We start from the raw sequence: 14,602 nt of genomic DNA, 5'->3' as shown, positions 1-14,602 counted from the left end.
CAGCTGCCGGATGCCTTGCCCGGAGCTACTCCCTGATGTTGTACCTGCATGTCTGTAATTTAACAAAAATCACCTTGTATTAGTGCCTGACAGCTGATTTTGGCGCTGATAAAATGCAAAAAAGTATAGCCGCACCGGTAGCTATACTTTTAAGGTTAAGATCTGTATCAGAAATAAAATAGTATATCCGGGTTTGCCGCTTTAGTTGCGCCTGTCAGGCACCGGAACCAGGGTTAATATTTACTGCAAACGGGCCTTTACTTTAATGCGGGCTACCATGCGCCTGTTAAAATCATAATATTCAGGGTTATATGGTACAGAGCTATCTATTTCCTCCATACTTACTATTACATACTTCTTTTCAGGAGTGCCTTTAAGTGTCTCTATTTTTGATTTTGCATTTTCTATGGCTTTCTGAAGCATTTCTTTCTGAACGGCAAGGCGCTTGCCTGGCTCTATAAAACTGCCCGTTACATTCAGGTTAAAAGGAATATTACGCTTCAGGGCTTCGCGGGTGATCCGGTTGTAAGAGGCAGTATCAGAAACGGTCAGGTTATAGGAAACTCCAATCTGGTACATGTTCCGGTTTATGTTTTTCCCCATTTGTTCGGGCATATAATTCAGGAAGATATTTTCATTCATTTTAGTCATGCTTGGGAATTGCTGCTGCAACGAATCGGCCCATTTCTGAAACCTGGGGCGCAAGCTAATGGGTCCGTTATACGACAGGTTTAAACGGTAACCGGCATCGGGGGCGGGCTGCTCATACTCGCCAATAACTTCAATGTAATTATCTTCCGAAGTAGAATTACGGGTTTCGCAACTGCTTAACAAGCCGATACTTGTTATAAAAATTAGTGCCAGAAGGAGATTTTTCTTCATAGGTAGTATAGGGTTATAGTATATAGTGAACTGCTAACGAGAATCATGCCAGAATAGAAGTATAAACACATGCGAATAGTAGTGTATTTTCAACCTGTTTTATGTATACTTCCGGGCAAAATTTTGCAGCTTTAAGGTTTATACTTTAATAATATGAAAACCATTATACTGCTACTGATTTCCAATGTTTTTATGACCTTTGCCTGGTACGGCCACCTGAAGTACAAAGACGTGACACTCTGGAAAGTTATACTTATCAGCTGGCTGATCGCTTTTTTTGAATACTGTTTTCAGGTTCCTGCAAACCGGATCGGTCATGGCCAGTTTACAGCCTTTCAGCTTAAAACAATACAGGAGGTGATTACGCTGGTGGTGTTCATCGGCTTCTCGGTGCTATACCTGCGCGAAGAGGTAAAATGGAATTATATAGTAGGGTTTATACTGATTCTGTTAGCCGTATTCTTTGTTTTCAGGAAGTGGTAGATCTTGAAAATTAAGCCGCAATTGAATTCAGGAAGTATAAATATTTGCTGAGAACAGCCGGAAGTAATTGTGTGTGGTTAATAAGCTGATTTTAATAGGAGCTAAGTTTAAGGCAGGTGAAACTATACTTTATACTTCATGCTCTTCTAATGGCTTTGACCGCAGTTCAGTTACCGGCCAGCCCGCCAGGCTTGCGCCTGCATGGTAAGCACTTTCCATAAAGTCTAGCAAAACTTGTTTGGGGTTGTCGGCCGTGCGCATGTCGTCATACTTTAAAAGTGCCATCGGGCTGCCGTTAGAGTCTACCCAGGCGGCTTCTCTAGGTAATAATGGTTCTTCGTCCAGGCCGTGGGGCGAAGGGAAAGTATAAGAATAAAAAGCCGGAAAACGGACCTGTTCGTCGCCGGGCCAGAATCCAAAACTGATTACTTCATGCGAATAGGCCTCTTTTTCTACTATACTTGCTTCGGGGCGTATGGGTAGCGCTTTGCCCGAAAAACGTGTAACTACCAGGTCGAAGTGATGCCAGTAAAGTTGTACCGGGCAGGTTTTGCCATAAAAGCGCCCGCTGAACTCTTTCATAATGCCATCAATAACAGCAAGTATGCGCCAGTAACGTGTTACCTGCTCCGGTTCGTAAGTGGCATGCTCGTGATCATCAGCAAACGGAGTTGCGCATTTGTTATCGTAGGGTTTGGCAAGTATGGCAACCTTAATGCCCAGTGCTGTTAAAGCACTGAAAACAGAAGTATAAAATTGCGCCACACTCAGGCCGTTGTGCAGTGTTATGGTTTCGGTAGTCCCTAAACTTGTTTCTATAATGAGTTGATGCGAGATAAAATCAAAGTCTATCTGGAAAGTATAAAACCTGTAAGGTATGGGCCCGGTAGTTAAACCCCTAGCGGTAAGGTATAACGTTACATGCCACCAGTGATTTTGATGAGGCATTTGTTTTAGCCTGATCTTGCCTATTATTTGCAGGTACAAATGCAGCGTATCTTTGGTTGGCTCCCAATCTTTTAATGGTAAAGGCGGAAACACAACGGCTACATCATCGTTAGGAGTTACTGCTGGTGCCATGGCGATAGTAGTATTAAGTACCAAAATGCTCCTTTATTTGGAGGAAGCATTAAATAGGTTTACGTATTATTGTATAATATCTGTAATTAATTGGCTGTTTTTGATGATGTGTATCAAAAAATGGTGCAAAGCACCTAATTTAGCATGTAAGTAAAATAGCTGTATAGCGCCATGCCAGAAAAAAAACAATCCTGAAAATAGGCGATGCAGTTAACTGTGTGGATTATTTTATACTTAATCACACGAAAAATTATTCAATTTCAGTTACAAAAATTATATTAGCAGTTGGGCGAAAAACGTATACACAGCCCATACCACAAAGCGGTAGCCGCATTGCAAATTGCTGCCGATTAACACCCTGAAAACATGCTTGTCAATAAGGTTTCTGACCAGATAAAGAAAAGTAAATACATAAGCCGCGACCTGAGCTGGCTGCGATTTAATTACCGGGTACTTGACCAGGCCCGCGATACAAACAAAAGCATTTTCGATAGGCTTAAATTCATGGCCATTACAGCCTCTAACCTGGATGAGTTTTTCATGATCAGGGTAGGCAGTTTATACAACTATATCGATTATGGTAAAGAGCGCCATGATTATTCAGGTTTGCGAGAATTACCTTTCCGTAAAAAGCTGCTCGATTATGCCCACCGTTTTGTAAACGACCAGTACCTGACCTATAGCAACGAACTGAAACCCTTATTCTCGAAGCATGGCTTTGATGTGCTGCAGGTAGAAGAATTGACTGAAATAGAGCAGAAAAAAGTAGATTCATACTTTAAGAACACGATCTTCCCGCTGCTTACACCCATGGTGTACGATAACTACCACGGTTTCCCGTTGCTGATGAATCAACTGCTTACCTTTGGCGTGGTTACACGCACCACCGAAGAGCAGAAAGCGCAGGACCGTGTTACGTTTGTACAGATTCCGGGTAACCTGGCACGTTTCTATGAGATCAACCGCAAGGATAAAATAATTTTTGTACCGATAGAGGAGATCATCCGCTGGAAGATCAAGAAGCTTTTCCGCAATGTGGAGATCGTATCGGTAAACCTGTTTCGGATAACCCGCAACGGCGACTTTACTTTGGAAGAATCGGATGATATTGATGCTGATTTTGTACAGGAGATAAAGGTAAAGCTGCGAACGCGAAAGAAAGGCCGTGTGGTGCGCATGGAGGTAGAGCGGAACCCTTCGCCTTTGATGATGAAGATTTTGAAGGAGCGTTGGGTAATTGATAATGCCAACGTTTTCACCATGGCCAGCCTGATAGACCTGCGCTCGCTCTGGCAGATCATCAACCACCGTCAGTTCAAAGAACGATGCTTTAAACAACCGCCACCAGTAACGCCGCTAAGCCTTCCTGCCGAAACCGTGGATATGTTTGAGTACCTGAAGGAGCACGATGTGTTGCTGCACCACCCGTATAATAGCATGGAGCCTGTAGTAGCTCTGCTGGAGCGCGCCGCCGAAGACCCTTACGTACTTGGTATTAAGCAAACTATTTACCGCCTGGCAGATCAGTCAAGAGTAACTGCTGCTTTGCTGAAGGCTGCTGAAAACGGAAAGCACGTTTCGGTATTGTTCGAGGTAAAAGCCCGTTTTGATGAAGAGCGTAATATTAAAGAAGGCGAGCGTTTAGAAAAGGCCGGATGTTTCGTTATCTATGGTATCAGCAAGTATAAAACACATACAAAAATGCTGATGATCATCCGGAAAGAAGGAGAGAAGGTTACGCGTTATGTACACATTGGCAGTGGTAACTACAACGAGCAAACAGCCCGCCTTTATACCGATGTGAGTTTGCTGACAACCGACGAAGTATACGCCCACGACGTGTCTGAATTCTTTAATGTAATTACAGGCCATTCACGCCCTAACGAGTATAAGTACCTGCTTACATCGCCAAACAGCATGCGCCAGCAACTCATTGAGCTTATCCGGAATGAGGCGCGGAATGCTAAGAAAGGACTGAAAAGTGGTATCGTTATTAAAATAAACTCGCTGGAGGATAAGGAAGTAATTGATGAGTTTTACAAAGCTTCTAAAGCAGGCGTACCTATAAAACTTATTGTGCGTGGTATCTGCTGCCTGCGGCCGGGCCGAGAAGAGCTGAGCGAGAATATTACAGTGCGTTCTATAGTTGGCGAGTACCTGGAACATAGCAGGTTATACTATTTCCATAATAATGGTGAGTCAAAAGTATACGGGGGCAGTGCCGATATAATGGTGCGTAGTTTCGACCGTCGTGTAGAAGCACTTTTCCTGATCGCAAACGAAGAACTGAAACGCGAAGCCATTAACATACTTCATTACAACCTGCTGGATAATGTGAATTCTTACATTATGCGCGAAGATGGTACTTACCTTAAAAAGCGCCCTGCCGCAAACGAAGAAGTAATAGATGTGCACAAGCTATTTTACAGCCGCGCTTACAGCACGGAAGTAGTAGAAGCAGAGTTGGTTTAGCCCAATGTATAAGTATAAAAGCAGAAAAGGCCCGGAAGATCATCCCGGGCCTTTTCTGCTTTTATACTTTGTCTTCATACACTTCATTTTCTCAGAAGTCTGTAGAGCCAAAGTATTACTAACTGATGTTGCTGATAATGAAGCGCTCGGGGTAATGCTGTTCGTACAAGGCGTGCAGCATGCCATCTTTAAGGCCCACGGCAGGCACCAGCATACTTTCCAGTTTCGCCCATTTCATGGCTGATAAATAGATTTCAGCGGCTGGTAAAATAACGTCGGCGCGGTCAGGGTTCAGAAGTAGTTCTGTCATGCGCTCCTGCATACTCAAACTTCCGATCTGGGCTACAATTTCCTCTATCTGTTTACGGAAAATAGGTTTGCCTCCCAGCTTACCCGACAGATCATAGATTTTGTTAATGTTACCACCTGTGCCAATGGCGCGGGATAAATGGTATTTGCGCGTATTTTCTTCGATCCAGTGGCGCATTTTATTCCAAAGCTCCTCTGAATCCACTCCATGCATGTGCCGAATCGAGCCCTGCTCAAACGACTGTGAAGCCATTTTCTCGCGGTTCACATAAATGTTAAATTCAGTGCTGCCGCCGCCCACATCTATGTGCAGGTAGTTGCGCTCATCCAGGAAATTAACAATTACTTTGTTTATCAGTTCTGCTTCTGTTTCGCCATCAATTACCTCTATTTCCATGCCCAGCACTTCGCGTACCCGGTTCAGTATTTCAGGTGCATTTTCAGAAGAGCGCATTGCCGAAGTGGCGCAGATCATGTGGTAGTTTACATCGTGCACATCCAGCAGCAACTTAAACGCATGCAGTAGTTTTATAAATTTCTGGATCTTGTATTCGCTGATGTAACCGGTATTAAAAACATCTTCGCCGAAACGAATGGGATAGCGCACATACTCTACCCGTTTAAAAATAACGTTACCATTCTGGTTGAGCACATTGGAGATCTGGCAACGAACTGCGTTAGATCCTATATCGATGGCAGCTAACTTCAAAAGCTTGTGATTTTATGTTAGAAATGCTTGTAAAGATAAACAGAAATGCTGAAAAACTGACAGGCGTATAGGTACGAATCAACTGGTTATTTAGGTTCCGGAGTTATACTTATAAAAAGCCTTACACACTTACACTTTCATAAACTTGCTTACGCAGTAAGAATTTGTACACGGTACCGGCTGGTTATACTTGTAGATAGGGCTTAATTGAGAACTATGGCAGCAGTAGGTCGTACAAAGAAATTAGGCCAACCCAAAAAGTTATGAAAAAAATAAGGTTGAGATATACAAAAAAGAAAGTTGCCAAGCGTTTGTTGCCGTTGTTTGCGCCGCTCATACTTACACCTGTTTCTATTCCGGTAGGTGGAGCTACCATGGCCAAGTCGGATGCAAAGCGTACTAAGGCTAAAATACTGAACTATAAAGTAATGAAATTTGACCAGGTGGCTTATGGTTTATACGATGAGATGAACCTGCAAAAAGCCGGGCTACGGTTTGAGGTTTTTAGCAAAGCACTTACCGGTTATTATAATCTGAAACATGATGGTAAACTCTCTGAAAAGCCCATCATCACGGTAGTGGATTTTACAAAATCATCAACCAAAAAAAGGTTGTGGGTGCTCGATCTGGAAAAAAAACAAGTACTATTTAATACCTATGTAGCGCATGGCCGCAACTCAGGAGTAGAGTATGCTGAGAGTTTTTCGAATGATAATGCCAGCTACATGAGCAGCATTGGTTTTTATGTAACCGAGGCTACTTACCACGGCAAGCACGGTCTCTCACTCAAACTCGATGGAATGGATGAAGCATTTAATTCTAACGCTCTGGACAGATGCATTGTAATGCACGGCGCCGAGTATGCCAGCGAAAAAGTAATTGCGCAACAGGGTAGGTTAGGCCGTAGCCTCGGTTGCCCGGCCTTGCCAATGGAAGATCATGAAGAAATTATTAATGCGGTAATGGGTAAAACCACCCTATATATACATGCTGCCAATGATGCTTATACTTCGGATTACCTGGACCATGCCACCGCGTTTACCGAACTGGTAAATGAGCAAAGCGCTAAGCTGCCCGACGCTTCCATTTAATGCCACAACCAATACCGGGTTTTTGCTCTCCGGCAGGCTGTCGGCCTTGTAGCAGATCATCTAACACGTGGCGCAGGTCCTGGCCTGTAACCGGTAGCTCGTTCTTTGGTCGGGCATCATCAAACTGGCCATGATAGGCAAGGCGCATGTTGCGGTCAAAAACATAAAACTCGGGTGTGTACTCAGCATGAAAGCTACGTGCTACCAGTTGTGTCTGGTCGTATAGGTAAGGGAATGAAAAACCTAATTCTGTGGCAAGTGCTTTCATTTGCTCCGGGCCATCTTCAGGCGAGTCGGCAGCGTTATTGGCATTTACAGCTACAAAACCTATACCTTGCTGCTGATACTCTTTTGCCAGGGCAACAACCTGTGGCAGAATATGCTTTACATACGGGCAGTGGTTACAGATAAACATTACCACAGTTGCTTTTGTAGAGGCCAGATCGTGCAGCGAAATCAGCTTGTCTGATACGGTATCAAGTAAGGCAAAATCCGGGGCAACAGTACCCAGCGCAAATTCATTGGAAGAGTAGGCCATAGTTTAAGTTTATCTGATGTGTAAGGCAATGCAGGCAACGCCTGTTTGTGCATCTAAAATAAACTTTTTTCAGAAGATAAAAAACAAAATACCAGAAAGTTAAGACCATGCTTGTCCCAGTGCCATCAACTTAAGAAGAATTCAATCTTCCCGTCATCTCTGTCTGGAAGCTACCTGTATGGTTACATCCTCGTCCAAAACAGCGATAATTTATTTCACTTGCCCGCCTCTCTTAGCCTCAGGCTACTTTTTATTTTATACTTAGAATGTAACGCGGCGGGGCCTCACTCTATTACACAAATCCCTAATCCTCTCGGGACGATAACATTAGGGATTTGCGTAATGGTATAAGTATAAAAGTATCAGCGTAGCCGGCCATATAGCTTCACCAGTTTATAAAGTTTTTTAGCATGGGCTTTCGTGAACTGCCCGGGCTTCAGGCGCCATTCCCAGTTGCCATCTATAGTAGATGGTTTGTTAAAAGTAGCCTCAGCACCCAATCCCAGAACATCCTGCATGGGTACTATAGCAAGCTGCGACACCGAAGCATAAGCCAGGCGTAGCATTACTTCGTGTGCGTTATTTTTAGTTATTTTCTGATTGGTATAATCACTGAAAATCTGTTTGGTAGCTGGAGTAGCATTTTGAAACCAGGCACAGGTTGTGCTGTTGTCGTGAGTCCCGGTATAAACTACGCTGTTCTTAACGTGGTTATGGGGTAGAAAAGAACTTTCAAAAGCGATATCATTACTCTCAAAAGCAAACAAAAGCACTACCATACCCGGCAGGTTAAATGCATGGATCAGTTCGCGCACAGGCTGATCTATATCTCCCAGATCTTCTGCAATAATTGGCTTTTCCGGATGATATTTCATGATCAGGCTTAGCAACTCATGCCCAGGCGATTTTACCCATTTACCGTTAATGGCAGTATCATCGCCGGCAGGCACTTCCCAATAAGCCGAAAAGGCACGGAAGTGGTCGAGGCGCAGCAGTCGGAACAGGCGTAGGTTATGATCGATTCGGCGCATCCACCAATCAAAATTATTCCGGGCCAGCTCTTTCCAGTTATATACTGGTGTGCCCCACAGCTGGCCGGTTTCGCTGAAAAAGTCCGGTGGAACGCCGGAAACTGACGTTGGTCTACCCTCTTTATCAAGCTTAAAGTCTTTGGGGTTTGCCCATACATCGGCGCTGTCGTGGCTTACATAAAAAGGCATATCACCAATAAAATGAATATCGCGCTTGTTACAATAATCTTGTAGCTGTTCCCATTGCCTGTGAAATAAAAACTGAAGAAACTGCTCGCGTTCTATTTCTTCTTCCAGTTTCTCGGCAAGCTTTTTTAATTCTTTCTCTTTCCTGTTTTTGATAGATTTATCCCACTCCAGCCAGTTTTTTCCATTAAAATAATTGCGGAAAGCAACATAGTAACTATAGTCCTGCAGCCAGGACTGGTGCTGTTCCCGGAAATATTCGAAAGCCTGCTGCATTTTAAAATTATCCTTGCGCCTGTAATTAATGTATGCTTTTGTGCAGATAGCCTTTTTGAATGCTGTAACTGCCTCAAAATCTACACGATCATTTCTGAAAGTATAGTTCGGCTTCAGGTCTTTTTTCTCCAGCAAGCCATCTTTGAATAACAGGTCGGGGCTGAGCAGTAGCGGGTTAAAGGCAAAAGCTGAGTGGCTGCTGTAAGGAGAATTACCCATGCCTGTTTCGGTTGGGTTAAGGGGCAGTATCTGCCAGAAACGTTGCCCGGCCTCATCCAGCAGATCGGCAAATTTATACGCTTCCGGGCCCAGGTCACCGATTCCGTATGCAGAAGGCAATGATGTAATGTGCAGTAAAATTCCGCTGCTTCTGTTCTCTATGATCATGCTGTTGTTGCGGTTAAAAGTGCTACCGGGTATGTTTGAAGTATAGCTGCCAGCGGCAAAGAATCCTGTCCTGTTATACTTGTCTCACCAAAGATATTTTCCCATTGTTTTGGCGCCTCTGCCGGTAAAGTAACAGCGGTGTCCTGCCATACTTGTTGCCCCAGCGGCAGCTCGTTTTCTGAAATTACCTGTGTAAGTAAACGCGGCACTACTACCAGGTACCAACTGCCCTCATACGCTCGCGCGAATGCCATTGCATTGTTTTTATACTTTCCGGTTATAGTTAGTGGCTGGTAATTGCCGTGATCAAATATTGCTTTTTGAGTTTTTCGCAGGGTTAGTACTTTCCAGATCAGGTATAGTTTTGCGCGAGCATCGGCAGGGTTTTGCAGCAGTTGCTGGTGCAGTTTTATACTTTCTTTTTTGTCGAGTTGCTTTAGTTCATCCAAAAAGCTCTGTCGCAGTTCGTAGTCTACGGGGCGGCGGTTATCAGGGTCTACCAGGCTGAAATCCCAGAGCTCGCAACCCTGGTAAATATCGGGCACTCCGGGGCTGCTCAGTTTCAGCATGGTCTGGCAAAGCGAATATAGCCAGCCATAGTGCGACAGCTTAAAAAAGAAAGGCAGGAAAGCCGCCAAAAATTCCCCTTTTTCCTGTAGCAAATGCGCTACCAGGTCTTTCGCTGCTTGTTCGTACTCATTGTTTGGCGATATCCAGTTGGTACTTACTTTTGCCTCCCGGAATGCTTTTATCAGGTATTCCTGTACGCGCTCTACAAGCGTTTCATCTACGGTGCCTTCAAGCGGCATTACACCCACCAACGTCTGAAGTATAAAGTATAAATCGTTTGCTGTAAGTGTTTTGGCAGCAGGATGTTTCCGCACAATTTCCAGCCAGTTCTGTACCTGCTCTTCCCATTCATCGGGCAGCTCGCTTAGTACTTCCAGGCGCATTCTTGAGCCCTCTCCGCGTTTAGTATCGTGTGTGGCCGTAGCATTTAGCGAGTGCGGGTAAGTGCTGAGTTTGTGTTGCATCAGCTCATGAAAATCACGGCGGCGTAGGTGGAAAAGTTCAGGGCTGTTGCCAACTTCGTTAAGCGAAATAAGGCGGTTATAGTTGTAGAAAGTTGTGTCTTCCACACCTTTTGCTGCCAGAGGACCTGTAAACTGCTGGCTGCGCATCACAAAGTATAACTTATACTGCAGGCGCTGCTCCGAATCCTGATTCTCATGTATAAACAGCGTGCGAAGGTGCTGCAGTTTTTCTTTGTGTTCCGGGCCTCGTTTTTCAGCTTCTTTAAATGCATGTGCGATCACTTCTTCCGCCAGTTCTGATAACGGAAACTGCCGAGTATAAATTCTGTACACCGGGAATGATGCCAGCAGTATGCCCAACGCATTTCGCCAGGTATTTTCATCTTCACCAGTCGGGATCAGGCTAGTTTCCTGGAGCAATTTTAACAGGTTTTCCAGCTCTCCCGGCATCTGTGTTTTCAGGATAAACATCTTCTTCTCGAAAACCAGTTTATCGTAATCGGTGGCGGCGTCGGGTACGATTTTTTTGTAAAGTCTTGTAAGCTTTCTCTCGCCTTCAGCATCGGTATAGAGGTTGCTTACCCAAGCCAGGAAATCGTAGCCACTATTGCCTTGTATGGGCCAGTAATCAGGGAGGTTTTCTTCTCCTTCCAGTATCTTTTCTACAACCAGGTATGTCTCATCACCGGCAAGTTTTCGGAGTTTTTCCAGGTAAGAATCCGGGTCGAATAAACCATCTACGTGGTCAACACGCAGGCCTTGGAAAATACCCTTATCCGTCAGTTTTTTAATCAGCTCATGATATTTACTGAATACCTCCGGACGTTCCATACTAAGGCAGATGAGCTCGTTAACCGTAAAAAAGCGCCGGTAATTGATTCTTTTCTCTGTTTCCTGCCAGTGGCAAAGTATAAAATGTTGGGCATCGTGGAGTTGTTGCAGCGTTTGCGGGTCTTTGTTTATACTTTCAAGCAGCTGCACCAGAGCCTGTTTTATAGCCTTATGATGCTGTATGTTTTTATATAGTATAGCCTTTGCTTCCGCCCATTCATCTTTAGCAACTTTACTTGCAGAAGCTGACTTAAGGAGTTTATCAACATCAGATGCAAAAGCTGATTTAGCTTTAACATCTGATGTTTTTGCAGCTACGTTCTGCAATAGCTTTTCGTAGCTTTCTATACTTAGCGGATACTTGCTGTCGAAGTACTGCAGGCTAAATCCGGTTTCGCCGAATGCAAGTTTTAGTTGCCTGGCTTCGAGCACTTTCTGCAGTGGCTCGCCCAGGAAAGGCACCATTATTTTCCCTTTAAAATCCGGGTGCTGGAAATTGATATCGAAGAAAGTATAAAATTCAGATTTCGGCCCTTTTTCAAACACATCCATCAGCCAGCCATTGTTCGGGTGAAAGGCCATGTGGTTGGGCACGATGTCTTGCAAAAGGCCCATGTCATGCTCTTTCAGTAAGGCAGAAATTTCCTCCAGCTCTTCCAGAGTGCCTACTTCGGGGTTCAGCTGCAGCGGGTTAGTAACATCATAGCCATGTTCGCTGCCGGGGCGGGCACAAAAAAGCGGCGCAAAGTATAACGTGCTGACCCCTAAACTATGAAAGTATGGAATAAGCTTTTTTATATCGCGCAGCTTAAGCTTGGGAGATACCTGCAGCCTGTACGTGGCCGATGGAACATATACCATATTTTGTTAGGCTTTTAAATTCAGGCTGTTATATAATTTATCAAACTCTTCGCACCAGGCAACGGCCTGGCTGTTCAGGCTGCCAGTCTGGGCTTTGTATTCTTCGTAAACGGTTTGCTTCATTTTAAATGCGATATTCTGTACCATCCAGTAATCCGGGTCAAGGGGAGATTCGTCCAACACTTTGATCAGTTCCGTTAATTGTTTCATCTTCTCGATGTCTTCGGGCTGCTGCTCAACTTCTTTCATCATACTATCCACACGTTGCGTAGCCGTAAAATTGAGCGTTTCCAGGTCAGCTTTAATTTTCATGCGGTCTATCTCGGCATGAAGCCTTTTTAGCTCTTCCATGTTGAGTTCCAGCGCCGATAGAACCCGCTGTAATTTCGCATTTACGATGTACTCCACAGTTAGCTGTAGAGGCCGCGGCAGGCTTATGCCAAGTGAGTTCATGGCTGCCATTAAGGGGTAGTTGTTATCGTATACCTGTTGAAAATCGTTCTCTACACCCTGCATCGTCTGGCCCAGCACCTGGTCCAGTATTTTGCGCTGATCGTCCTTAAACAAGTGCCAGAAAGAATAATTATGCGCTTCAAAGTGTTTGTCCAGCAGCATGATTACCTCGCTCACACTTCCTTTGTTAAAAGCCTCTGATAGTTCCTGTTGAATTTTTTCAAAAGTATCGTCAGACATCACCTCACGCACGCCGCCAAACAATTGGTGGTCACCGAGGTGAAGCACTGCAAATGAGATGGTAACCTCCTCCAGCGTAATTTTTGATTTGATAAAAGCGCTGCCGACTGCCAGCTTCTGGCGGCCGGCTTCCTGCAGTTTGTATTGCAGCGTGGTTGCCTTATAACTATACAGGTCCAGCTCCTTTGGATAATTTGAAAACAGGGAAGAAACGGCGTAATGCGCGCCTACCCGCAACAGGTCCAACATGGTTGGTTTTACCACACTTTTGTAAGCATTTGCAGCGTTGCCATACTCTTTAACATTGCTTTTTGCATTCTCCAGCATATTTACAAACTCTGTTTCATAGTCATGGCCGGTAACATCGCGGGCAAGCTGCTGGGCACGAGCCGCGTATAAAATGTCCTGCATGGTTTCTATGCCGGTCACTTCATCAAAAAACCAACCGCAACTGGTATACATCAGCATGGTATGGTACTGCATTTCGAGGAGTTTTAGCACACGTATCTTTTCTTCTTTGCTGAGTTCGTGCTTGGTATAGGTGCGTAAAAAATTGTCTACATTCTCTTCCGATCGGTCCATTATAACCTGGATGTAGTTGTTGCGGGTAATCCAGGGGTCGATGTTGAGCTTATTCATTTCCTGCTCATATATAGGTATAAGCTGGTCGCGGAGCCAGTCGAAGGCTGCCCGCAAAGGGCCGCGCCATTCCTGGTTCCAGGTGGGGTGGGTGCCAGTATTACAACCGCAGTTGCTACGCCAGCGCTCTATTCCATGCACGCAGCTCCAGGAGGTGTTTTCTACTATTTCTGCTTCGTAAGCAGGCGGAAAACGTTCCAGAAATTCGCCGTAAATAGTGGTGTTGGCAAGCTCTTCTGTTTGTATATGGTTCAGGGCATACGAAAGGGCCATTTCGCCGAAGCGGTGGTGGTGGCCATACGTTTCGCCATCGGTGGCAATGTGTACCAGTTGTTGTTCTGTGTCTTCCTCGTCAAATGCCTCAACCAAGCGGTCAGCAAACTTTTCGCCGCTCGATAACAGTCCTTCAAAAGCAATGCCCTGTGATACCGGTGCATCGTAAAAAAACAATGTAATGGTTTTACCGGATGGCAGCTTGCAGGAGTACGGCCTGCGAGGGTTTATTTTGGCTCCTGTGCCATCCTGCCAATCTTTTTCACCGATCATCCGAAAGCTTTTTGCCTGGTAAGGCGAAAGTATAGTAAACCGGATTCCATGCTCAGCCAGTACTTCCAGAGTAGCATAATCGGCAGCTGTTTCGCCCAGCCACATGCCCTCGGGGTCGCGGCCAAAGCGCTTCCTGAAATCATACATGCCCCACAACACCTGCGTATGCTTATCGCGCTCGTTGGCCAGTGGCATGATCATGTGGTTATATACCTGCGCCAGTGCCGAGCCGTGCCCTGAAAAACGACTCTGGCTTTCTTTATCGGCATCGAGTAAGGCCTGGTAAGTGTCCGGGCTCTTTTTCTGCATCCACTCCAGCAACGTAGGCCCGAAATTGAAACTCATGCGGGCATAGTTGTTTACAATGTCTACAATAGCATCTTCGGCACCAAGTATGCGCGAGGCTGAATTTCGGGCGTAGCACTCCTCGGTAATGCGTTCGTTCCAGTCGTGAAAGGGATGGGCAGAATCCTGTATCTCCACTTCGTTCAGCCAGGGGTTTTCGCGCGGTGGCTGGTAAAAATGCCCGTGTATGCAGATGTAGCGGTTCATAC

General features: G+C 45.1%; 10 protein-coding genes. 3 read left to right on the top strand and 7 right to left on the bottom strand.

What is annotated here, in order from left to right:
* Window positions 1–240 precede the first annotated feature (240 nt).
* Window positions 241–882 (bottom strand): SIMPL domain-containing protein, encoded by a 642-nt coding sequence (locus LWP20_RS06175; protein WP_242927254.1) that lies wholly within the window; start codon window positions 880–882, stop codon window positions 241–243.
* A gap of 153 nt (window positions 883–1,035) precedes the next feature.
* Between LWP20_RS06175 and LWP20_RS06170 the strand changes: the two genes are divergently transcribed.
* Window positions 1,036–1,365: a DMT family protein gene (locus LWP20_RS06170; protein ID WP_242927253.1), complete on the top strand. Its 330-nt coding sequence runs from the start codon at window positions 1,036–1,038 to the stop codon at window positions 1,363–1,365.
* Window positions 1,366–1,494: 129 nt separating this feature from the next.
* Here LWP20_RS06170 and LWP20_RS06165 read toward each other — a convergent pair whose 3' ends face one another.
* Window positions 1,495–2,445: a DUF5996 family protein gene (locus tag LWP20_RS06165; RefSeq protein WP_242927252.1), complete on the bottom strand. Its 951-nt coding sequence runs from the start codon at window positions 2,443–2,445 to the stop codon at window positions 1,495–1,497.
* A 366-nt stretch (window positions 2,446–2,811) separates the two neighbouring features.
* On the opposite strand from LWP20_RS06165, the gene ppk1 reads away from it, so the two are divergent.
* Entirely contained in the window at window positions 2,812–4,917 is a 2,106-nt protein-coding gene (ppk1, locus tag LWP20_RS06160) for a polyphosphate kinase 1 (RefSeq protein WP_242927251.1), read from the top strand.
* A gap of 118 nt (window positions 4,918–5,035) precedes the next feature.
* Here ppk1 and LWP20_RS06155 read toward each other — a convergent pair whose 3' ends face one another.
* A complete protein-coding gene (locus LWP20_RS06155; RefSeq protein WP_242927250.1) occupies window positions 5,036–5,935 on the bottom strand; it encodes a Ppx/GppA phosphatase family protein in 900 nt (299 codons plus the stop codon).
* Between the two features lie 263 nt (window positions 5,936–6,198).
* On the opposite strand from LWP20_RS06155, the gene LWP20_RS06150 reads away from it, so the two are divergent.
* Entirely contained in the window at window positions 6,199–7,026 is an 828-nt protein-coding gene (locus LWP20_RS06150) for a murein L,D-transpeptidase catalytic domain family protein (protein ID WP_242927249.1), read from the top strand.
* Here the strand turns inward: LWP20_RS06150 and LWP20_RS06145 are convergent.
* The 4 genes from LWP20_RS06145 to LWP20_RS06130 all read right to left on the bottom strand — a co-directional run bounded on the left by LWP20_RS06145 (window position 7,001) and on the right by LWP20_RS06130 (window position 14,600).
* Window positions 7,001–7,564: a thioredoxin family protein gene (locus LWP20_RS06145; RefSeq protein WP_242927248.1), complete on the bottom strand. Its 564-nt coding sequence runs from the start codon at window positions 7,562–7,564 to the stop codon at window positions 7,001–7,003. The genes LWP20_RS06150 and LWP20_RS06145 overlap by 26 nt on opposite strands.
* A 362-nt stretch (window positions 7,565–7,926) precedes the next feature.
* Entirely contained in the window at window positions 7,927–9,444 is a 1,518-nt protein-coding gene (gene malQ / locus LWP20_RS06140) for a 4-alpha-glucanotransferase (RefSeq protein WP_242927247.1), read from the bottom strand.
* The gene (treY, locus tag LWP20_RS06135) at window positions 9,441–12,170 is read right to left on the bottom strand and encodes a malto-oligosyltrehalose synthase (protein ID WP_242927246.1); all 2,730 of its coding nucleotides are present in this window, start codon (window positions 12,168–12,170) and stop codon (window positions 9,441–9,443) included. The genes malQ and treY overlap by 4 nt, the downstream gene beginning before the upstream one ends.
* 6 nt (window positions 12,171–12,176) lie before the next feature.
* On the bottom strand, window positions 12,177–14,600 hold the full coding sequence (locus LWP20_RS06130; protein ID WP_242927245.1) for a DUF3536 domain-containing protein: 2,424 nt from the start codon (window positions 14,598–14,600) through the stop codon (window positions 12,177–12,179).
* Window positions 14,601–14,602 lie beyond the last annotated feature (2 nt).

The organism is Pontibacter vulgaris, from assembly GCF_022758145.1.
Taxonomy (GTDB): domain Bacteria; phylum Bacteroidota; class Bacteroidia; order Cytophagales; family Hymenobacteraceae; genus Pontibacter; species Pontibacter vulgaris.
This window is presented reverse-complemented; position numbering and strand designations above follow the sequence as displayed.

What these genes read in the sequence shown, in the direction of transcription:
- LWP20_RS06175 (WP_242927254.1), bottom strand. Translation starts at nt 882, where the DNA reads ATGAAGAAAAATCTCCTTCTGGCACTAATTTTTATAACAAGTATCGGC.
- LWP20_RS06170 (WP_242927253.1), top strand. Translation starts at nt 1,036, where the DNA reads ATGAAAACCATTATACTGCTACTGATTTCCAATGTTTTTATGACCTTT.
- LWP20_RS06165 (WP_242927252.1), bottom strand. Translation starts at nt 2,445, where the DNA reads ATGGCACCAGCAGTAACTCCTAACGATGATGTAGCCGTTGTGTTTCCG.
- ppk1 (WP_242927251.1), top strand. Translation starts at nt 2,812, where the DNA reads ATGCTTGTCAATAAGGTTTCTGACCAGATAAAGAAAAGTAAATACATA.
- LWP20_RS06150 (WP_242927249.1), top strand. Translation starts at nt 6,199, where the DNA reads ATGAAAAAAATAAGGTTGAGATATACAAAAAAGAAAGTTGCCAAGCGT.
- LWP20_RS06145 (WP_242927248.1), bottom strand. Translation starts at nt 7,564, where the DNA reads ATGGCCTACTCTTCCAATGAATTTGCGCTGGGTACTGTTGCCCCGGAT.
- malQ (WP_242927247.1), bottom strand. Translation starts at nt 9,444, where the DNA reads ATGATCATAGAGAACAGAAGCAGCGGAATTTTACTGCACATTACATCA.
- treY (WP_242927246.1), bottom strand. Translation starts at nt 12,170, where the DNA reads ATGGTATATGTTCCATCGGCCACGTACAGGCTGCAGGTATCTCCCAAG.
- LWP20_RS06130 (WP_242927245.1), bottom strand. Translation starts at nt 14,600, where the DNA reads ATGAACCGCTACATCTGCATACACGGGCATTTTTACCAGCCACCGCGC.